Origin of the sequence: Nostoc sp. CALU 1950, from assembly GCF_051172895.1 — a bacterium.
In the GTDB taxonomy this organism is placed as follows: Bacteria; Cyanobacteriota; Cyanobacteriia; order Cyanobacteriales; family Nostocaceae; genus Nostoc; species Nostoc edaphicum_A.
In genome coordinates this window covers 1-20,754 of sequence record NZ_JBDNJQ010000151.1, presented here as the reverse complement: position 1 = coordinate 20,754, position 20,754 = coordinate 1, and the positions used below count along the sequence as shown (strand labels likewise).

Below are 20,754 nucleotides of genomic sequence, written 5' to 3'. Positions count from 1 at the left end.
CCTGGTCGAAACGGATGATTGCAGGCTGGTTGCATTTAATCCTGGCTCAGTTGCAGTTAATCCTGGCTCAACTGAAATTATAGTTGCAAATAATCCTGGTTTGAAAAAGTCTTGATTGCAGGTTTGGGCATTTATAATTGCAGGTCGCTACAACTAAGCGATCGCACTTCAACCGAGTTCCCAACAAACAATTCCGTTTGTTGGGGTAAATATAGCGAACGGCGGATACCCTTAAGTAGTTTTTTTATAAAACAGTAAGCTAACGGGTGGCAGTGACCACCCATTTTTATGAGCCAAAGTGAACCTCCCTCTCGGCGGCTGGTACTAGCATCTCAAGTTGCGCGAATTCACCCAAGGTTAAAAATCCGTGCAGTTCTAAATAAGAAGCGATTTCCATTTCACCCAAAATATCCTTAATTACCTCCCAACTTGGATTAGGGGATTCCAAGATACAAGCGATCGCTTCTGAGGCTAAAACCTTGGAATCTTCGTCAGATCGCACCGACTCGGATTCACCCGCACCACTTTCTAGCTGATCCGCACCAGTGACGCATGAGTTTTCCAAGTCAGGTAAGGGTTCCGCACCACTTTCTAGTTGATCCGCACCACTGACGCAGGACTCACCGCAGCAGTTTTCCATATCTAGCAAGGGTTCCGCATCACCCGCACCAGTTGAGGTGGCATATTCTTCTTTTTTCACTGGAGGAGAAAGCAATTCAATTTTCACCTCTGACTCTTCAATGTTATTTTCCTGAGAATCTGAAAAAGTGGTGCGGGTGGTGCGGAAGTCCTGATTTTGCGAGGTTTCTGGTGCGGCAAGTGGTGCGGAAGTGGTGCGGGTTTCGTCTAAAGTGGTGCGGGGAACTGACAAAATGCCGATGCCTTTCAGTACTGGAATGTTTCTTTTAGCAATGTCACAGTACTTAGTTCCCTTGACCGCTTTCGGAAACAGTTGGGAGATGCGGGGGATGATTTGGTTGATGCCCTTCACGTTTTTATCGCTGGGGCGAACTTGGTCGATCCACGTTCTGCGGTTGCCCTCATCTATGGTCAGCGTTCCATTATCGATATAGTGCTGTTCCAGCATTGACCATAAAGCCCGTGCGGTAATTTCCCCATCAGGCACATAACCTATATTTGCGCTTAAGATGAAGTCAAAAAGATGATTATTCTCTCTCTGAAGGTTGTGGAAAGCGTCGGTTGTGCATTCATAATCGATACCTGACTCTACAAGGTTGCTGAGAGCTTTTAGCATTCTATTTAGGAATGCGGGGGCAACATGCGTTCTAATAAAATCTTGGTCATAGCGAAATCTGGGGTCGCCTTTTATCTCATTTAGATTATTTGGATCAGGATTATCTACAAAGGTTTTCTTGAATTCTAGAATTGCAATCCTATCTTTGATTGCTTGTATTACGCCTTGAAATGCGGGAGTCTCGTTTAAGTTGAAAATACCTATTGCGTTAGAAGAAAATTCTATATGGTCTTTCCCTTTTTGTTCGCAATGTAATGTATCTCCAGTGACAAATAATTTTAAACTTTGAAGTCTATCAATCCTAGATGTTTGTGGGTTTTCAGAAGCCCAGTTAACTCGACTATATATAAGTGGGGCTAGTCCGAATTTTCTGCCTTCGTCATAAGATTGAAAGTCACCCAAAGAAACAGAAGTTAATCCGTTTTTTCCATAAATGGTTGATACACATTCGCGCAGAGCATCTTTACCATTAGAACCAAGACCAATTGCAAACATTGCTTTTACCTCTCTGCCTCTAAATTTCCTAACAGTTTCAAGGTCGAGGGATGCAGCAATATTTCTTAGAAATATTTCTTGCTGTGGCTTGTCTAAACAAGCTAAAAGTTGCTCACAATATGTATCGTCAGCATTAGGGTCATATTCAATTAATGGTTCATAAATAAAGTAGTCCTGGGGTGTATGCGGGTCTAGTCTTACTGTAAAATCTCTGCCTTCCCACTTAACCCTGACTATCCCATTAGTGCAATTTACACCAGGAGGATTGATTAGTTCCGGGTCAATTTCTGTCCCCATTTTTACCCATTCCAAAACCTTCTTGACTGAACTAGGTGAAGCATAGGGACAAGACTTTTTACCCTGTTCGTTCTCGACCACAAAGGAATTGCAAAAGTCATAAATTCTTTTGCGCTCTGCGGAATCTGGAGAGTGTTTATAGTGGTTGCCAGTGTGGAAGTAAAGCTTATCAGCAGCACAAATCCAGTTCTTATCGCCGTAGAGAGCTTGAAAAGCTTGCTGGGTAAAGGCTACAACCGGATTTTGGGCATCATCATCAACGACATCTACCTCTGCTTGTTGCGATCGCTGCGCTACTGCCGCGTGGATCTCCTGCTCTAACCTGCGGATAAACTCTGGTACTTCCATCTGCCCCAAGATTTCTTTGATGTCACTTGATTTATATGGTAAATCGGGGCAGATGTCGTGAGGGTTAATTCCAATAAATCCAATCCCAACCTCGGCTGCACAGTCCTGGCAGGTCTGGAGTTTCTTTAGCCCAGTGTCATCGGGGTCATGCAGAAAAACGATTAATCCTATGCCTGAATCCTTGATGAGTTGGTATTCTGGCAGGATTGATTTTTTGTCCCAGGCACTACCTTGGAAAGTGAACCCAGCAAGCCCATGCTCTCGACCAACTTCTACGCACCCCTCCCCTTCGTGTTGGAGTAGTGCCGGGGTTCCTTGTACAGATTTACTAGCAGCGATCGCTTCATCAATGCGGTAAGCTTTCCAGGGTTTATCCCCTTTTCTCATCTCTGGAGTGCCATCTGGAAGCCTGTGCCATTGGCGGAAGGATTTATCTTTTCCCTTCTCTTTGATGTAATCCGCCCATTCATAGCGAATTACCCATTGGCTTTGTGAGTAAGGATAGATTGTTTGTGTTGCGTTCCCTGGTATTCCCTTTGGGAGCTTGCAAGTTATGTTTTGAGTTTGGGGTATGTCAGTCGCCGCTTGGGTCAACATCACCAGTGCTAATTCACCATCTGGAATTGGCGCACTTTTGGGCAAGATTCTCTTGGGCTTCGCAGCCAAACGGTTTAGGGATGGAGTGTAATTAGCCCCTGCCCTTTCTGCCACCACTTCAGCCCAGGGTTTAATCGCCTCTCTGATGTCCTTACACTCACAATTATTGAAGCATCTGTACTTCCCGGTTTCTGGGACAATAGATAAGTCATTCCCGCCACAAACTGGACAAATAAACTTATTTTTAACTTTGGCTGGTTCTAGCTGGTCTACAAAATTTCGGATGTCGAAGGAGGCGAACGCCTGTTGATTGGGGAATTGTGCAACCATTACGCGATACCTCCTTGAACATTATTTAATTTTTGACAATTGCTTAATACATAAGTTGGCGATTGTTTAAGTTGACCCAGTGCATAGGATCGCTTGCGATCGCTGTTCCAGACTGTAAAAGACAAGATTGAATAGCACCAGTCTGGTTTACCGCAGTGGGGGCAAGCGTTAGCAATAGTTGCGAATAGCAGCTTGCTGGTAGTATCAGTCTGAAATAGCTGTTTTTTTGACACTTTACAAATCCTCCAGTATGTGTATGTAGTGGAGGAATTGGAGCTATCCCGTGGCAGTAATTTTCTAGTACAAACGTTCAAAAATCTAATTTGCTAAAATTCTTGAAACACTCTTTACATCTGGTGAGCCAGTATTACATTGGCTTTACACCTGATCGTGTAAGATAAAATTACTATTAGGGATACTAATTAGGCTGCGAAACCCAATCCCCAATTCCAATGGAATTAATTTTGAAAGCCCCGTTGTCCACACTGGACGAAGGGGTTTTCAACTTTTAGCCTATTTGTATTGGGCTAACCAAGCCCTAACAAACTCGATTACTTCCCCCTCTTGAATCACAAACATAGTACCTTTTCTCCTAAGAGCCAGAATTCTCATACTTCCCACGGACGAATATAAATGTTCATTGAGATTTGAAGCCGCTCTAGTAGGAGGCCATAGGGCTAAAACTTTTGCTGTTGGCGTTTTTGTAGCTTCACGAGAAGACATTGCGAACAAGTCTCTGTTTTTGTTAAGCCACTTTTCGTAATCAGCCAACTCAAGTAGTGGACAAGGTTTCCAGGTTGTCAAACCATTCTTATCCTTCTTTCTGAGTTGTAAAGCTTCCCTGGCTTCGTTGTAGACTACCTCCCTATCTCCTATCGAACGAATGGAGATAAACAGGTGAGTTGTTCGTGGAAATCTAATAAACAAGTCAATAGGGTTTTTCTCTCCTCCCGGAAATGGAAAGATTTCTATCCCCTGGCTTTTAAACTCTTGTAAAAGTAGGTCGGTTAATTTTTCCAACCGTGCAAGTTTTTGAATGATCACCAACGGTTTGTAAGCCAATGCAAAAGCAGCCCAGGCAGCCGGATTAATGAAGCTGCCAGATACCAGCGCAGTACCACCAACTGCTAGAGCAACAGTGGAGTAGTAATTTTTCGTCTCCCTAATCCACTTTAATGCTGCTTCGTTATGCAGGGGGAGTTGAAAATCGCTTTGTGGGTCTTTCACGGCTAACATTGGCAGCATCAAAATTAATGATGTGAAATTAATACGGGCTGTACTGATACTAATGCTTGACACTGCATTTCTGAACTAATAGCCATTTGTTAGACTCTTTATCCAGTGCAGGCAGTATCAAACGTTTTATATAGTCATCGTCATACTGGTTTGTTTTGATTAGTCTGTTTATGTTCTGCGATCGCTTTTCAGCTTCACAGCGATTTTAGCGCAATGTTGCAACATCAAGTTAGTGAGACACCTCTTTTACTCAGATACTCTTTAATTGCTTCTTCAACCGCGTCTGTAATCTGAATTTCCTGATCCGTGCAGTAGAGGCGAAACTTTTTAGCTATATCTTTTGATATTAAAGCGGTTATTTGTGAATAGTCTGGATTATTACGTCTCCCCATGCCATTACTCATAAGATTTATTGCTTCATTTTACTGTTGCAATAACAAAACATCATTTAACACGCTGTTGCAACAGCACAATATTGCGTTAACATAACATTAGCAAGCCAAAAAACGACGCAGAACAGAGGTGATAGAAGCCGGAAAGCGAAGTGATGGCAAGCCCCAAACTGGATATTTGGATTTATCGTGATTTGCCTAAAAATCAACGCCAAGCCAGAAAAAACAAGACTTTAACAAACAACAGAACCATGACAACCACATACACCAATGCCAAAAACTGGCTCGTCCAAGCGGAGTTGTTAGCCAAATCCGGGCTAACTGACCTGATCGCCGGAAAAGACTCAGGAGCAGGGTATGGCAAGGCAATCATCGGTGATTTTTCGATCATGATGCCAGCCGCATACTCACTTGTTCGCAACCGCAACATCATGCACCACGAAACCATCTCAAAAGATGGGGCATGGCTTCGATATGTAGAAGGAACGCGCCTGGACTTAAAAGACGTTCAATTCTTTTGGGGCAGTGCGGCTCTAGCGCAAAGTGACCACACCCTGTTACACGAGGATAAGGCGAAAAAAGCAGAACTGGCACTAGAAAGCATCCTTGCAGACTTAGCAGTTCTGAATATTCCCGATGGGTTCAAGCTTTCGATTAGTTTGAGCAACCATAACCCCGAACGCTGGGGCCAAGAGATTAAACGCAGAGTTGAAGGAACTCACACCTTTGAACATTTGCACCCTGTAACTCGTTCCATTGTCAGCAAGACAGTTGAAATCATAGTCACAGGCATTTACCCCGAAGGTTTTGGAAGCATTGCCCACTGCTTATTTGGTGAAGCATCCCTAGTACTTGACCCCTCAGAATTAGCGATCGCACTCGATATCGGTTCATCCACTTGGTTGATTACCGTGTTTAACGGTAGCGGTGCAGTCATAGACCGCCACCTGATTGAAGGTGGAGCGGGTGAACTGCACAGCATGATTGCAGAAGCTCTCGACAAGCGAAACGACCGAGTAAGTCTGCTATCCAAGGATGTGAAGCACTCGCCCAGCTTGGTGAACCAAGGGATTATTGAAGGCACTTTCACTTATGGAGGCAACCACCTGACAGGCAAGAAGTTTGAAACCGAGTACAGCCAATGTCTAGATCAGTGGTGGAGTAACAGGATTGAGAAATTCGCCAACTTTGTGACTGCTGGCAATTATCTAGACCGCGCTAAATACCTTGTCGCCTGGGGTGGGGGTGTTTCTCTACCAGTGGTGGATCAAAACTTAGCCGGTTTAGGCTTTGTGGTCTTGAATAATCCCCAATTCATCAATGCCTTGGGGTTGAAGCTATTAACTCAAATATCAATTGGAGCTTAATTAATGAATTACGAATCTCGGCGTATAACCATCTCCTACTTAGCAGTAATTGAATTGTGCAAGATTTTTGATTTACCCCAAGATGCACCGACACAAGCATTATCAGCAGGTGTAGAGAAACTGATTTTTCAACATGGCAATGTGCAAACAACGCCCAAACCCGAAACAGCACAATCTACACAGCCCAATAAATCGGCACTTAGCGCAATGGTCACTAATTTCAAGGGAGCAGCATGACCAAATCCACATTCAGAAACACGGTTTTAGGCATTGGTGCAACAGCAGCAGCGATCGCTTTTGGCTATTTCGGAGTGCAGCAGCTTGGCAGAAACAATATGTTCACCATTGCCGCATCTGTGGGTGGTGCAGGGGCCATCAGCTATGTACTTCAAAAGCCGAACCAGCCACAATCCCCAAGTAATCAGCCAGAACCCCAACCCACACCGATGAAAACCCAAAGAAAAGGAAGGAAGTCATGAGCGACCAAGACACCCAAAAGACACAACCAAGCCTAACAACAACCGAAATCATGACCATCATCCTCGGTTGCGAACAGATTCTTAGGTTTGTGCAAGCATCTCCCAATTACAAGCAAATCGAAGCCTCCGAGCGGTTCAGTACATCGAATGACCTAAAAATAGGTGATGCCGTTCAAGCCTTGATGGAGATTCACGAAGCAATCCTAAATATCGAGTTCTATTCGCAGGTTTGAGGGAGCAAATGTTAGAAACGACAGCCCTACAACGTAACCACTTGTATGAATTCCGTGGTCAACAACTGCGCTACAGCCATCGGTCTAATTGTCGAATCAATGCCCCTTTCATTTTTAACGACTCCAAGGGTAGACGCAAAGAATTAAGCCAAAACCAAGTACTTCGGGAGGTTTTTGAACTTGTTGAGTTTTGTGAGAACTGATGATGAAGCGATCGCATCTGCCGGCAAGCTTGGCGATCGCCCATCTGTGCATCGTGAGTACACATCAGACATTAAGGATTCTAACAAATGACACTTCACTACAAAAATCCCAACGATTGGGGCAAATCACCTCTGACTGACCGCGCCCTGAGATTAGAGCAATTCAAAGCGGAAAATCCTGAACAATGGGCATCAATGATTGAGGCTGATATTGAGGCACTTGACACGCCGCCAGATGAAAGTGAAAATTACCCACCTTTCACCGGAACGGAATTTCTAGCAACTCATTCAACCATCGATGACCATCCATACTCTGCTGCATTTGGTCAATTCTTAGGTAATGGTATTGACCCGGATATTGCAAATACTTTGGCATTTGGTGAGAACAGATTTGATTTAATTTCTGATGATTTTAATGACCCTGTAAGGCAATTAGCAACGAGAATTTATAACCGATTTGAAGAGATGGGTTACTGGGATAAATTGCCCCAAGAGTCGAGCGATATCGACTACGACAACATACCTTATTAGGAGTGTCAGCAATGGACTTTGCAATACGTAATCCGGTAGTTGGTCATGCAAGCCATATTGATGAGAAAGCGCTTGGCTGGGGAGGATTTGAGTCTGATATTCTGGGCTATCTCTCTGATATAAATAAGCTCGAACAGTTTGCGGATTATGCGAATAATGCCCAAGAATTATCTGACAGATTAGAGCCATTTCTGGACAATGCCAAGGTCGTCTTTGAGGCGATGGAGAAGCTGACCAAAGGACAAGTAACTTGGACTGAACTTCGTAAACAATACGGCTCTCACGTTGCGGGTGCTATCGCCAAAATTCGTAAACTTAACGCTGAATTTGACAGCGATATGAGTAAAATAGATGCCCAAGATAGAGCCGATTTGTTGCGAATTGACCAAAAGCGTAAACACGCATTAACCGAAGTTGCCGCCCAATTACACCATGATTTACAAGCTGAATTGTGGAGACATGAAAATAAAATAAGCAGCATAGAAAATAAGCAAACTGTGCAAGCTGAAAGGCAAGCAATTACTACGGGATTAAGAGAGAAACGACAACAACTTTTAGCCCGTGCAAGGTTTGGCTCAAGAGCATTAGAGCCTAATCTTGCCCCCCAAGAAGTGATACCAGTTACTAGCCAAACTTCTGCACCAGCATCAAGTGTTTCTGCAACAGGAACAGTTCGCGGTTGGGGTGCAATGTTGGGTAACTTGTGGCAGAAGTTAGGCGATAGATAATCAATTAATTAGGTAAGGCTGATGCTAGTAAGGAAACGAAATGAAGATCCTCGTAGCGTCAGCCCTTTTTTGCATGAAGGGCTGGCACAAACACCACAATCAACTAAGCAGCATCAACAACCCGAACAGTTACCACCACTGCCAGAAAACAACCGGGGTAGAACATTTAGACGTGCTGGTAATGCCTGTGAGATTGTCGCTGGCAGTTGCTTAAACAGTGCAGTTATTTTCACTTTTCACCTGTTGCAAGTTCACCCAGTTGGAATGTTCTTAGCTGTGGGTACTGCACACCTGTACTTTACTGCCACTGCAACGGGTGAAGGCTTTAACAATTTTGTCACTAATTTAATGACTGGTTGCAGTGCTTCATTAGCGTTGTTATGTGCGCTCAATGAACCGATTAGTGAATGGAATGAAGCGAGAACTTCTACTAGTACAGTTAAGACTTCTATTGAGTCGGTTTATAAGCCAAAAACTGCTGAATCTTCAAGTTGGATGGATGGTGCAGGAGTGGGCATATTTCTAGCGATATTAATCATTTTTCTATTTGGTGGTAGGAAAAGTAAATGAATAGTTTTATTAGGTTTCTTTTTCGTTTTTTACCAGATTCATTTGTCGAAGAAGTGAACGCTGTCAGTCTTGATGAGTTAGATGACCGTGGGCTAATTATTTGGGCTGATGATGTTGAGTCGGGTGCTGTTCTTTGGGCTGAGGATGTGGAAAGGATAAACAATGAATTACTTAACTGACAAGCATAAACAGTTATCTGAATCACAACAGTCGGGTTTAATGCTGTGGTTTGGTAGATTATCAATGGATCGGAAAGCTGTTGCAATTGGGCTAAGTTTAACTGTGGGTATTAGTTCGGCTGCGATGGCTTGGCAAGGAACCAGCAGCTCGCGCATTTACTTTTGTCTGAAAACCCCACAGAAAACATTGACCTGCTCAGACAAGAATGGACGACCTTTCAGGATGACCCCATTTTATTGGTCACAGTGGAAGAGTGAAGGAATGCCGCGCCAAGTAGTGCGTGACCCAGCTATGGGGGTTAATGGGCTGGTGAAAGCGACCAACCCATACAAACCGTTTTGGGGTTTTGGGGGATTCCTGGGGTTTGCGCTTGCTGGATGGATGCTTCGCCACTGCCAATCGGAAGAGAAGCAGAGAGCAGTTTTTGAAGACATTGCCCAAAAGCGGGATGCTGCAAAAGCAGAGATGGCCGCACGTTCCGAGCTACTAGAGAGTTACCGAGACGTTGCGATCGCAGAAGTTCAACTACAAGCTGACCTGGATCTAGTCGCTAATGATCGCACTGTGGATATCCAAAAAGCTGAGATTTACGCTCACACGGAGATAGAAGTTACGCAGATGGAGGCATCCGAGGCTATCTTTGAGGCGCAAACGGCGGGGATGACCGAAGAACAGAAGGCGGACTATATTAAGCAGCTTCGTGAGATGAAAACGCCCTATCTACAAGGTAGCCAGACTTTACAGGGGACGATTGACCCCAACGATAAGGTTACTGGGGCAGACAGCCAAGCGATTGCACCACAGGACAATAAAACGGCATGGGTGCAAAACTTAGTCAAACAAACTGCTCTTGTCTGGGGCAACCAAGGCGGTGGTAAATCTTGGCTAGCCCGTTATGTAATCCAACTCAAAAAACAAGCCGGCTACCGTGTGATTGTCCTTGACCCCGACTCGAACCGTAGTGAATGGCGAGGAGTTGAAAGTTATCACTCCTGGGATGAGATAGAGCAGCAGATCCGCAATTACTTAAAAGAACTGGAATCGAGGTTAAAAACTTTCAATGATTCCTCAATGAGTGAGTCGCAATGGCGACAAAAACTTTGGGCAGAAGGTAAAGCAACCGCACTAATTTGTGAGGAGGCCACCACATACGGCGATTTCATTAAAGATGCAGAACTGTTAGACAAATTCGGCAAGCTGGCACTGACCAAAAGCCGTAAACAAGAGATGCCCATTACTGTCGTAGCTCACAACAACACCCAGACGTGTTTATTTGGCATTAAGGGATTACACAATCTTGTTTCTAAAATGCTCCAAGTTGAATGTTTGGCAGAAGTAGATCCAGTTACACTACAGCCCTCATCGACGGGGAAAGCTAAGGTAAAACTCGACAGTTCCAACGAATGGCTTGATGTTAATCTGCCCAAAATGACAGCGAAAATATCTGACTTTAGCGACGCTCTCCCAGCAGAATCTAACCCCAATCCCCCCATCGATAAAGCTACTTTAGAGCGCATTTATGAACTGGAATTCAATCTTGGTAACAAAGCAGGTGACACCCAACATGAACCTAATAAACTATCACCCCAGGCGCAAAAGCTGTATGAATATCTCACCAGAACTGAACGAATTGAAGCTGATGTAAGAGAGTTCAAGGGCAATTTTAAAGTGAACGGTGAGAGATTCACTGTTGAGCAAATAAAGGGCTGGATGTATGAAATTGTGGGGGCAGGATTGGCGGACTGGATAGGCGAGGGTGTTATCAAGCTTAATCAAATTTGACTGCTAATAGTGTCTGGTGTCTAGCCCCAAAAACGCCCATTTTTCGCGGACACTGGACACCGGACACCACAGACACCAAAGCTCAAAACCCTTGTATAGCATAGACACCAGCAGACACTACCCCAGACACCGCCCAGACACCAAGTGTCTTAAGCGTGTCCGCTAGACACCAATAATAAATAACCTCATAAACAGCCATTTATTATTAGAGGATTATCAACATCATGCTGAGAATAGTAATTGTTGAACCAGAAACATTCACTCTCTTAGGCATCAAAGGTGCTATTTCACAATCTCCAGATATAGAAGTAACTGGTGATGCCACTTCTGGTAAGCTAGGGTTTCAGTTAATTGAACAGACGAACCCTGATGTTGTGTTAGTTGATTTATTATTGCCCGACATGAGTGGTTTAGAACTGACTAGCTCAATCAAAAGGAAAACTAATAGTAAAGTGGTGATTTTTACTAATCAGACTCATTCCGACTTTATTAAGTCAGCTTTTCGTCATGGGGCTGATTCTTATATGCTCAAAAGTGCTGATATAGAATTGATTGAACTAGCCATCAAGAGAGCTTACTTTGATGAATGCCTGCTTGACCCGAAGCTGGCTAAAAAACTGTTAAAAAACCTTGATAAAAATAGATATATTGACCCTAGCTTTGCTGACAAAAACTTGCTTGATTCTCCCACCGAACGACAAATACAAGTCCTGCGTTTACTGGCTCAGGGTTTAGGTTTTGAACAGATTGCCAAAGAAATGTTTCTCTCTGTTAGTACAGTCAAACGTTATGCCAGCGATTTGTACAGTAAATGGCACGTCAAGAACAGTTATGAGGCGATCAAAAGAGGGGCGATGCTTGGTTATATTGACTATAACTTGATTGTGAATGAATGATGTATTGGTGAGGAGACGGAAGGATTAAGTCGAGGATTGGTGGTAGTTAACTTTTCTCTATCTTCCTTCTTAAGAGCGGCTGGCTACCTACCCATGTTCATTACCCTTCTTAAAAAAAGCCTTTGGTGATGATAGACAGAGATTCTGTCGAGCATCTTTATGGCTATTGCTTTGATTCAGACAAAAGACTCATACTATGGTATCCTCTGCGATTAAGCGTGAATTCTGGCGTTAGAAAGAGCAAAGCAACTTAAAACGTTGGCTCGATTGATTTTTTATCTGGAAAACCACATACTCATGTTGTATGTACCAATCAGCGTAAATTTTTATCTATATTCATGAGATGTATGGCAAGACTCCAGAGCCAGAGCCATGAATCCATTACCTGAGCAAGCAGCCGTGGAAACTACTATTAGGACAATGCAAGACCAATCTCAAAAGTTTAATGTGCAAGTTAGCTATTCAATACAAAATTCGGATGAGCTAGGTACTAAAATTTCAGACTTGGCAACAGAGTATGATGGCACAGTTGATGAGCTAGTCTTAGATTCTGGCGAAGGCTTAGTCATAAATCTAACCTTTTCTAATCACAAACACCTTATAGATTTTATTGCAAAATGTGCAAAAGAACAAAAACTAAAGGTAACTCGTATTGAAAAAGATGATGAAAATAACAGAAAAATAAAGTTTATTAAAGAAAAAATAGATAAGAGGATTAGTTCTTTTAGAGAACGTCGTAAAGAGAACAGAGAAAATGCAATCAGAATTAAATTATTATCTTTCTCTATAGCATCATTAACAACAATTTTATTAGGACTAAATGGACTCAGCACACCAAGTAAAATGGTTTTACAAAATGTAGCCTTTACTTTCAGTGCTATAACAACTTTGTTGACGGCTTGGGACACATTTTTTAACTATAGAGGTTTATGGATTAGATACACTGGTACTCTAAATGAACTATATGAGTTAAAAGACAATCTAGAGTATTTAAGTACTGGTGAAAATGGAAATATTAGTAGAGAAGATTTAGACAAGCTGTATCAACGGTATCAGAATATTCTTAATGAAACTAATACGACTTGGGGTGAACTTCGGAAAGAACACAAATCTACAAGTAATATCTAATAGTGATTAGAAATAATTTTTGTCTTAATTCATAAAGGAAGCATCTATGACAAATTTAGACACTACAGTACTAAATGATAAAAGTGGCAATGTACCACTGGAGAAGACCCTTAACCTTGTTTTGAGTAAAATACAAGATCCAAAATTACTTCCTCCTTTACCAATAGCTCATCTTACTTCTGTTGGGTCTTTTCAAAAAATTATAGATGGTAGTTTTACTTTAAAACCACAGTTTTGTAAAGTTTTTGAACGTGATTTGCTTTACTTTTCGTATGGTGGAGTCTTTCACCGTTATGGTTCTAAGCCGATACAGAAAGATGAAAATGAAGCAACATATCTACCTATTGCTTTTGTATTCAAACCTGAATTAATCAAAAAAATGGCCTGCTTTTATCCTTACGATACTGGAGCAGCTCATGAAGATATGTATGGGGATTGTTATAGTAAAGAGATGCAAAATTGGGATAAGTATAAAGTTGATAATGATGGAAATTTTCAATTACCCTCTAAAATTGTTTATTCTTTCTACGAAACTAATAAGAATTATGGTAATAGTCAACCTGTACAAGAGTTTAATAAAGAACATGAGTTAATCATGGAGCCTATGCAACAATTACTCAAGTTTTTAAAGGCCCGTTTGCAAGGAGTAGACCATAGGAAGAATGCCATAGAGTGTCAAACATCAAAACCAATTTCACTTAATAATAAAATATACGAGTATATTATGTGGATAGGCTGTCCTCGTGAAAATGTAGAGCAAGTTTATGAGATGTGTGAGAAAATTAATGAATCTTTAAAAAGCGGTCATTATCCTCACATACACGGTTACGATACTGAACAAAATGCTATAATTCCACGAGAGTTAATATATGCTCATCTTCAAATACCTGCAAAAGAATATATCAAAACTTATTTCTTGAGATAATGCTTTAAAGGATTGCTTTACATAGGACAGTTTTTAGATAAATGTGTTACCTGCGTAATTCCTGTTCAATGGATGAGAATAGTAAACAGAAACAAGGTAATGATATATGCTAATAGGTTATGATTGCCCATCAAGAATCTACCCATCGCCTGCTATTCCAATAATTTCATTGAGCGATGACGATAAAGGTCAATATAAAGCAGTTTATTTGAAGGACGATTTGAAGTTTAACTTAGAAGATGTCGATCCCAATGCCAGTTTTTCTAAGTTGTCTAATTGCGACAATAAAGATAAACTTGAGAAACATTTTGACTATCGCAAGCATAGACTATTCGCTCTCTCTGAAACTAAAGTTGAATTCTATGAAATTGAGGAAAAAAATTATTTTTTTATTAAGCTTTTAATTGATAAAAACTTTTCTAATAATAATCGTTTCTTCAGAGTGTCATTAGCAAAAGATACAGGTACTGCTGATCTACTTGAAAGAGAGTTGCTAGCTTATGACCAGTATATTCAGAAAGATAAGCCCCATAGGTTGCATTTTTGGGAAGAGAATAAAAAAGCGTTTGAAGCTGAACTTCAACAATTAAGAGAAAATACTTCATCTCAATTAGATAAAATCCCTGTAACTGGTGAGAAAGCATCAGAAGTAAAGGTAGACTATACTAATTTAAGAAATTTACTTCAAAACAAAAACTTTTTAGAAGCCGATAAAGAAACAGCAATATTAATGCTACAAGTTTTGCGGATACATAAAAATATAAATATTAACAACTTTCCTAAATTAGACTTGCGTACCATTGATAAGCTATGGGTAATAGGTAGCAAGGGAAAGTTTGGCTTTAGCGTTCAAAGGCAAAAAATAGATGAGATAAAGCGACTTATATTCCTATTAAAGTCCGATGAACTAGATAGCCTAGTAGATGACTGGTATTTCCCTTTCCTGGGTATGGTGATGGGGATAATAGGAAGTCACACAAAAAGTTTGGTTATTTGGGATGTTATTTTGGAAAGTGAGGTAAATAATTGGAGAAAGGGAAGATTGATAGGGTTGAGTGAGATAGTGGAAGAGGTGTTGAAAAGGAATGGTTTGGAGGAAAGGGAGAGAGAAGAAGGGAAAGAAGGGAATGGAGGTCGAGGTGGTTTATTGGTGAAAGTGAGTGAAGCGGGATTCTCTAGAAATCAGTATTTTGTGGATTTGGAAGTGGGATTAGAGAAAGTAATTGTAGAAGGTTTTTTGAAGTTGGAAGTAGAGATAAGTAAGGAAGTAGTGAAGTTAATTATTTGGGAAAGAATGGGAGTAAGTAAAATTAAAAAAATAAGTATAGAGGAAAAATTAGAATTTGGAGGTGGGGATATTAATTTGAATAGAGAAGAAGGTATGAGAATTGGGGATATTAATGTTGAATTTAGAATTGGGGATGAATTGAGGGGTATAAGAATTGGGGATATTAATGAATTTAGAATTGGGGATGAATTGAGGGGTATGAGAATTGGGGATATTAATGTTAATAGTGGGGATATTAATGTTAATAGAATAATTGTTAATAGAGAAAAGAGAAGTATAAAGAATGGAGTGATGTTGAAAGAATGGGTGAAAGAACAAGTAATGGAAAGGGTGGGTAAAGAGAGTGGAGGATGGAAGATAAGCGGGATGGAAGAATGGATGCAAAGACTTACCGACTGTAACATATAGACGTGCCAGCCTTCCCTAAATATTTCTTATCAAAAGCACTTTCTACGAAAACAAAAGCATTTCAGTAATTCCAATACCTGGCACCGCCGTCAAACAACCGCATCGCTATCTTCGGGTCATAACAGTTAGCCACCACAAACTATTCAGCCACGTCACGGACTGGTGAATCTTCAAATTCCCATTCCACCCAAGGTAATCGCATCTGCCCTGGTGATGTCTTTTTACTTTTATGCTTAATAACTTTAGGCAACAATTTACTTCCCCAGTGATAGCTTTTATCTGGTTTAGGTTTAGGCTTGTACCTCTTGCAAAACCCCCGATATTTAGCCGCGCATTCTGACAATGATTTACCCAATGCCAAAAATGCCGGATGGGCGTCACCGTGCCAATCCGGGTTTTTTGTACGCTAAGGCTGAAACTAAGATGGTAAACTGTTTTTAAAAACTCTAATCTAATCAAACTTTGAATTAATATAAGGAGTGAACCTTGTCTAGTTATGCTTTTTGCGACAAAGATAGCGATTTCTTTCCAATTTTTGGAGATGCAATTATACCAATCTTATCCACTGTGCCAATAATTCCTCCTGACTATGGAGCGCCGCCTTGTTATGTAGTTTTAGGTAAAGAGTTGTCTGAAGACATTCGTCAACAATTAGCCATTAAACTTTTTGAAATGTGGCAACCAGGATTTAAAAGTATTCAAATGGTTCAAGAGTATATATTACAAGGATTACCGCTTTCAACTACTAATTTTAGTGGAGTAAAAATAGATGATGATTTTTAAATACCAATAGGGGCTGCTCTTAACGTAGCCATACGAGCAAGCTATACAAACTAGAAAGAGAATGAAATTTAAAATTAATATCAAAATCAAAGTCCAGTATCAAAAAAAATAATTATCTGATTGCTGATTTAGATAGTTTTTATCCTTTAATAATTAACCTTGGTTGTCCTCTTCTGTGAGGATTCTAGAAGGTACAGAGTTAATTAGGGGTTTAGCCGGGATATCTTATCTGCAAAATGGGCATCATCGTGCCAAGATCAGCTAGATAATAACCAGCTTTACCACCATTGATGCGGAACATGGACACTAGCACGTTTATCTTATTCAGGTCATGCATAGCCAAAATTGACTCAAAATCCGTTTTTATCCCTCGCGGATTGTGAAATGTCTTTCCTCCGTGAAAAAACCACTCCGTTTCTGAGCGCTCATAAATTTGTAGATAAATGGGAGCATGAATTTTCATGGTTCGAACATGGATAAACGTGTAATTGGGCTGCGAGGAGAGTGTAAGGATGCAAGACCAAGGAAGTCAAACCACTTATGGGCGCAGCCGTATCTGATGCTGATCCAAGTTCATGAGTTTTGAAGAATACTGAACATCCTTTCCTCTAAATGAACTTGATTAACCGGACATTTCTGCATTACCCCAGGTGTGCCAGACCTTGACTGTGGAGAAATCCCCTACCGCATTCCTTAGAGTTGTTGGCAATGACCCTCATGGTTTTGACAGGGATGGCGATGGCATTGGGTGCTGTCAATTTGAAGGCGATTATTTCACCCTGAACCTTAATAATCAGGTGTAATTTTAAACCAAAATACCAGCCGACAGAATTCTGCTTTTATTCATGTATTTTTGTAAATAAATGACAGGTTTTGCGTAAAACTCATGCGTTTCAACTGACCACTAGGCAGGGTTATTTTGATTTCTAGTAATCTAATTTACTGATAACTGGTACAGAATAACTATTGTTCAGGAACTAGAGCTTCAGGTAGAAGAATACAATGTCCAAGATCAATGGTTGCTGGTGCTGGTTTTTCGGGTTAGCGATTTTGATGAATAGTACGTTGACGCCTATCTCTATCCTTGCTCAAGAAGTTAATTTAGAAGACGCGAAAGCTCGTACCAATTCTAGCTTCAGACGAGAAATCAATAAACCTAATATATTTAGAGTCTATCCGTTATTACAATTTGACAATCCTTGGAAGTTTATAGATAGAACAGCGTGGTTCGTACTCGATCAGGGGTGTTCTGGTTTCCCTTTACTCATCATCACAGGGCGTGGCGGAATACCACCCAGTCCCACCGAACCTTTAATTGGTGATGCGATAATAATTAATTGGATAACGCTTGAGACAAAGGATGAAAATCGGGCTGACAATACTCATAACAAAAGAGCAGAGTCGCAAACAAACACTGGAAAGAATTTTTTACAAAAGGTCAATCCTGTCAATCCCCCTACTCAAATTGTGGAAGCCCAGGGGTGGGTAGTGGATGCCAATCGCAATGTGTTTCTGGTTGCTCAAACACCAACTGTGAATCTCCATAGTCCCTTATTCACCCCTGTAACTTGTCTTAAACCTAAACAAAGATAAAGATGCTTCTTCCTGCTTTAGTTACTAGATGGTGGTTGTTGGTTTTCCCAACGCGGACTTGATTGCCTCTATCAGAAATTCGTTCTTCGTAATATTGCGATCGCTGGCATAGGCTTTGATTTCGTCTAACAGCGAGGGGTCTTTGTCTAACCGAATATTTATCTGGGGACGATTAACGGGTTTATCGGGCATAAAAAAATGGTCTATCAGTTCGTCTAACTAAAAACAGTACAATTTTTTGCGGACGTTTAAGAAGCGGATGAATTAAGCCCAGCTTATCTGTAGCGATTATGTCCCTTCGACTGCCAAAAAAGTTTATTTTTTGGAGATGTTTTTTAACCAATGTAATACGCAATAAACCCTTACTGTGCGCCTCTTTAACCCCAATATGGTGATAATGGTATTTCCCAACATCTGCCACAATTAGAGCTTTTTAGCTTCAAACGGGAATACTAAATTCGTACAGTTACTTTTATCTTAAATTTACGGAAGGAGAAAAATGGCAGATATAAACGTTGAAGCACTGAAAAACTTTGCAAATAGTCATGCAGAAAAAAAGCTGGTAGCGGCTGATAAAGATGTAGTTCAAGCAATCCAGAATCTGCTAAAAGTTAGTAAATACTATACCGGAGAAGTGGACGGTATTGTAGAGAATGGAACATTAGATGCTTTTGCAAAATACAAAGAAGAACATTGGCTAGAGTATCCTGATACACTGGGAGCAACCACTGCATCATCGCTGCTTGAGATTTTAGAAAAGCATCAGGGAAGTACTGATCAACCGCAGCCAAGCAGTGGGTCACAAAGTAGCAAGACAGGGCTATCAATGAAGTTGCCATCAGGGAAAATTGTCTATTCTGACGAGCGCATTATTGACACAATCCCTTTGACATGGGGCGAAGTCACAGCCAAATGTACTAGGGTTCCTGAAAATAAGGTTGTTGTTGACAATATTGAAAAAATTGCTCGTGTTTTTGCAGAAGTTCGTGATAAATACGGCTCAACCCTTGGCGTAACTAGCGGCTATCGTCCACCAGCAATTAATCGCCAAATTGGAGGAGCAAGAGCAAGTCAACACATTACTGGAAATGCTTTTGATATCTATCCTACGGATAAAAACTTAAAGCGATTGTATGATGTGTGCAAAGCAATTCCAAGCGTAGTCGGCTTAGGCTCAGGAATGCATAGAGGTTTCGTCCATATTGATGCTCGTCCGGGTGGTCGCACTTACTGGAATTATCCATAGGTCAGAGTAAAAAGGCACGAATATAAGGGAAGTCGTCGTCGTAACAAAGGACTAAAGAGCAGACGACATCGATTAACGCCTCATTTCCCCAATTGCCTTTCATACCCCGTAGCCTCCCTTGTGCTGTGGGTTTTTACATGGGTGGCGTGTTCCAGATATTAATCCCACCAACGGGATAATTTCAGATCGCGACCCTCAAAAAATTAATAAGCGCGAAACTTTAACGTATTAACACCATCCTGCAAATCCTCGTCCGTGACTTCAAGATATCGGTCTAACGCGGCCAATGTTTTATGTCCAGAGATTTTCTTAATTACTTTTGTCGGAACGTGTGACAAGTGCATTTTGGTCAAACAAGTTCGGCGAAAACTATGGGTACTTGCCCCTTCAATATCAAGTTCATCAAACGCAGCCCTTAAAATCTTGTCAGCAGAATCGGGGTGAATGTGTCCCCGCCCCCAGCGACCAGGAAATAAAAACTCCTTGGGAGAGGAATAAGCCTCTAGTATTTCCCTAAGCTCATCACAGACCGGGATAGAGCGCGTATCAGCCTTCCCCTTAGTATTCTCTTTGCGTACCGTTATCCGCCCCCGCACACCTCCAGAGATGCGGTAAGCGCCTCTGGTGTGCATGGTGCAAGCTTCAGAGATTCGTAACCCGCAGTAAAGGCACAGGCCAAATAAAGCGCGATCGCGTTCGGTTTTAAATCCTTCGGTAAATAGCTGAACGATCTCGCTTGATGATAAAATTTTAGCTTGATCGTGACGGTCGATTTTCATAGCCTGGAATAGTTACTATAACTATCTTAGGGGTACACCGACAAATTCAAGGATTCCGGCGTATACGACTAAAACCGTGATTCTCTCGTGACTGTTCACTGGAAAAGTTGGGGATTAAGTTTAGCTTATAAATCTACATGGCGATGCAGAGATGGTTGATTACCAGAGAATCAGCATTTCAGGCTTTAATCATAAAGGCCGCTTATGACAGCGCTGATATCAGGGTTACAGTCACAGGATGTTAGCACTTCACCATGTATACATCTATAAACCGGGGTGAAATGAGCAGTGATTCCGAAAGTTACGCGCTTTTTACTTGATAAACCGCTCTCAACCCAAGCGTAGCTAGCCAGCCACGGATATCTTTGCTAGAGCTTTGCGCTCCGAGTGGTGTCGGTGAAAGATTCTTTTTACCGAAAGTCTACCAGCAAGGGGAGGCGCTGCAATGGCTTTTGAGCAGGCGATCGCCTACATTACTTCGTAGGGGGAGTGTTACGGAAGCTGTAACAAACTGCTTATTTATGGCAAGTTTGAGGCACTGAAAAGGGTGAATCAACTAAGATATTTAGCTTATCTCAACTAAGATATTTAGCTTATCTCAACTAAAATATTTAGCTTATCTCAACTAAGATATTTAGCTTATCTCAACTAAGATATTTAGCTTATCTCAACTAAGATATTTAGC

25 protein-coding genes are annotated in these 20,754 nt (G+C 41.4%); 17 read left to right on the top strand and 8 right to left on the bottom strand.

Features of this window, described 5'->3' with window-relative positions; translation table 11 throughout:
* Positions 1–286 precede the first annotated feature (286 nt).
* From ABF638_RS29575 to ABF638_RS29560, 4 genes are all read right to left on the bottom strand, one after another.
* A complete protein-coding gene (locus ABF638_RS29575) occupies positions 287–3,322 on the bottom strand; it encodes a DUF5906 domain-containing protein (RefSeq protein WP_435026444.1) in 3,036 nt (1,011 codons plus the stop codon).
* Positions 3,322–3,555, bottom strand: coding sequence for a hypothetical protein (locus ABF638_RS29570; RefSeq protein WP_435026443.1), 234 nt, complete (start codon positions 3,553–3,555; stop codon positions 3,322–3,324). The genes ABF638_RS29575 and ABF638_RS29570 overlap by 1 nt, the downstream gene beginning before the upstream one ends.
* Before the next feature lie 280 nt (positions 3,556–3,835).
* A complete protein-coding gene (locus ABF638_RS29565) occupies positions 3,836–4,558 on the bottom strand; it encodes a hypothetical protein (protein ID WP_190884685.1) in 723 nt (240 codons plus the stop codon).
* A gap of 224 nt (positions 4,559–4,782) precedes the next feature.
* Positions 4,783–4,962: a hypothetical protein gene (locus tag ABF638_RS29560; RefSeq protein WP_179076071.1), complete on the bottom strand. Its 180-nt coding sequence runs from the start codon at positions 4,960–4,962 to the stop codon at positions 4,783–4,785.
* A gap of 143 nt (positions 4,963–5,105) precedes the next feature.
* Between ABF638_RS29560 and ABF638_RS29555 the strand changes: the two genes are divergently transcribed.
* The 15 genes from ABF638_RS29555 (at position 5,106) to ABF638_RS29485 (ending at position 16,451) form a co-directional block, all read left to right on the top strand.
* On the top strand, positions 5,106–6,317 hold the full coding sequence (locus ABF638_RS29555; RefSeq protein WP_435026442.1) for a ParM/StbA family protein: 1,212 nt from the start codon (positions 5,106–5,108) through the stop codon (positions 6,315–6,317).
* A 3-nt stretch (positions 6,318–6,320) separates the two neighbouring features.
* The gene (locus ABF638_RS29550; protein WP_435026441.1) at positions 6,321–6,554 is read left to right on the top strand and encodes a hypothetical protein; all 234 of its coding nucleotides are present in this window, start codon (positions 6,321–6,323) and stop codon (positions 6,552–6,554) included.
* Positions 6,551–6,796 carry a hypothetical protein gene (locus tag ABF638_RS29545; RefSeq protein ID WP_435026440.1) on the top strand — a complete coding sequence of 82 codons (246 nt, stop codon included), beginning with the start codon at positions 6,551–6,553 and terminating at the stop codon, positions 6,794–6,796. Before ABF638_RS29550 ends, ABF638_RS29545 begins: the two co-directional genes overlap by 4 nt.
* A complete protein-coding gene (locus ABF638_RS29540; protein ID WP_435026439.1) occupies positions 6,793–7,029 on the top strand; it encodes a hypothetical protein in 237 nt (78 codons plus the stop codon). Before ABF638_RS29545 ends, ABF638_RS29540 begins: the two co-directional genes overlap by 4 nt.
* An 8-nt stretch (positions 7,030–7,037) precedes the next feature.
* Positions 7,038–7,232 carry a hypothetical protein gene (locus tag ABF638_RS29535; RefSeq protein ID WP_435026438.1) on the top strand — a complete coding sequence of 65 codons (195 nt, stop codon included), beginning with the start codon at positions 7,038–7,040 and terminating at the stop codon, positions 7,230–7,232.
* A gap of 87 nt (positions 7,233–7,319) precedes the next feature.
* Positions 7,320–7,763 (top strand): hypothetical protein, encoded by a 444-nt coding sequence (locus ABF638_RS29530; RefSeq protein WP_435026437.1) that lies wholly within the window; start codon positions 7,320–7,322, stop codon positions 7,761–7,763.
* An 11-nt stretch (positions 7,764–7,774) separates the two neighbouring features.
* The gene (locus tag ABF638_RS29525) at positions 7,775–8,491 is read left to right on the top strand and encodes a hypothetical protein (RefSeq protein ID WP_435026436.1); all 717 of its coding nucleotides are present in this window, start codon (positions 7,775–7,777) and stop codon (positions 8,489–8,491) included.
* Positions 8,492–8,512: 21 nt separating this feature from the next.
* Positions 8,513–9,061 carry a hypothetical protein gene (locus ABF638_RS29520; RefSeq protein WP_435026434.1) on the top strand — a complete coding sequence of 183 codons (549 nt, stop codon included), beginning with the start codon at positions 8,513–8,515 and terminating at the stop codon, positions 9,059–9,061.
* On the top strand, positions 9,058–9,240 hold the full coding sequence (locus tag ABF638_RS29515) for a hypothetical protein (protein ID WP_435026433.1): 183 nt from the start codon (positions 9,058–9,060) through the stop codon (positions 9,238–9,240). The genes ABF638_RS29520 and ABF638_RS29515 overlap by 4 nt, the downstream gene beginning before the upstream one ends.
* On the top strand, positions 9,224–11,023 hold the full coding sequence (locus tag ABF638_RS29510; RefSeq protein WP_435026431.1) for a hypothetical protein: 1,800 nt from the start codon (positions 9,224–9,226) through the stop codon (positions 11,021–11,023). Before ABF638_RS29515 ends, ABF638_RS29510 begins: the two co-directional genes overlap by 17 nt.
* A 224-nt stretch (positions 11,024–11,247) precedes the next feature.
* The gene (locus ABF638_RS29505) at positions 11,248–11,919 is read left to right on the top strand and encodes a response regulator transcription factor (RefSeq protein WP_435026429.1); all 672 of its coding nucleotides are present in this window, start codon (positions 11,248–11,250) and stop codon (positions 11,917–11,919) included.
* 372 nt (positions 11,920–12,291) lie between these two features.
* Positions 12,292–13,047: an SLATT domain-containing protein gene (locus ABF638_RS29500; RefSeq protein WP_435026428.1), complete on the top strand. Its 756-nt coding sequence runs from the start codon at positions 12,292–12,294 to the stop codon at positions 13,045–13,047.
* A 46-nt stretch (positions 13,048–13,093) separates the two neighbouring features.
* Complete coding sequence (locus tag ABF638_RS29495; RefSeq protein WP_435026427.1) at positions 13,094–13,972, top strand: hypothetical protein; 879 nt, start codon at positions 13,094–13,096, stop codon at positions 13,970–13,972.
* A gap of 106 nt (positions 13,973–14,078) precedes the next feature.
* A complete protein-coding gene (locus ABF638_RS29490) occupies positions 14,079–15,668 on the top strand; it encodes a GUN4 domain-containing protein (protein ID WP_435026426.1) in 1,590 nt (529 codons plus the stop codon).
* A 486-nt stretch (positions 15,669–16,154) separates the two neighbouring features.
* Positions 16,155–16,451, top strand: coding sequence for a hypothetical protein (locus ABF638_RS29485; protein ID WP_435026425.1), 297 nt, complete (start codon positions 16,155–16,157; stop codon positions 16,449–16,451).
* 211 nt (positions 16,452–16,662) lie between these two features.
* Here the strand turns inward: ABF638_RS29485 and ABF638_RS29480 are convergent, their stop codons facing one another.
* Positions 16,663–16,914 (bottom strand): hypothetical protein, encoded by a 252-nt coding sequence (locus ABF638_RS29480; protein WP_435026424.1) that lies wholly within the window; start codon positions 16,912–16,914, stop codon positions 16,663–16,665.
* 178 nt (positions 16,915–17,092) lie between these two features.
* Complete coding sequence (locus ABF638_RS29475) at positions 17,093–17,242, bottom strand: hypothetical protein (protein ID WP_420761578.1); 150 nt, start codon at positions 17,240–17,242, stop codon at positions 17,093–17,095.
* 211 nt (positions 17,243–17,453) lie between these two features.
* Between ABF638_RS29475 and ABF638_RS29470 the strand changes: the two genes are divergently transcribed.
* Positions 17,454–18,044: a hypothetical protein gene (locus ABF638_RS29470; protein ID WP_435026423.1), complete on the top strand. Its 591-nt coding sequence runs from the start codon at positions 17,454–17,456 to the stop codon at positions 18,042–18,044.
* 24 nt (positions 18,045–18,068) lie between these two features.
* Here the strand turns inward: ABF638_RS29470 and ABF638_RS29465 are convergent, their stop codons facing one another.
* Positions 18,069–18,236 (bottom strand): hypothetical protein, encoded by a 168-nt coding sequence (locus ABF638_RS29465; RefSeq protein ID WP_435026422.1) that lies wholly within the window; start codon positions 18,234–18,236, stop codon positions 18,069–18,071.
* Between the two features lie 307 nt (positions 18,237–18,543).
* On the opposite strand from ABF638_RS29465, the gene ABF638_RS29460 reads away from it, so the two are divergent.
* Positions 18,544–19,290 carry a D-Ala-D-Ala carboxypeptidase family metallohydrolase gene (locus tag ABF638_RS29460; RefSeq protein WP_435026421.1) on the top strand — a complete coding sequence of 249 codons (747 nt, stop codon included), beginning with the start codon at positions 18,544–18,546 and terminating at the stop codon, positions 19,288–19,290.
* Positions 19,291–19,493: 203 nt separating this feature from the next.
* Here ABF638_RS29460 and ABF638_RS29455 read toward each other — a convergent pair whose 3' ends face one another.
* Entirely contained in the window at positions 19,494–20,069 is a 576-nt protein-coding gene (locus ABF638_RS29455; protein ID WP_435026420.1) for a tyrosine-type recombinase/integrase, read from the bottom strand.
* Positions 20,070–20,754: the final 685 nt, after the last annotated feature.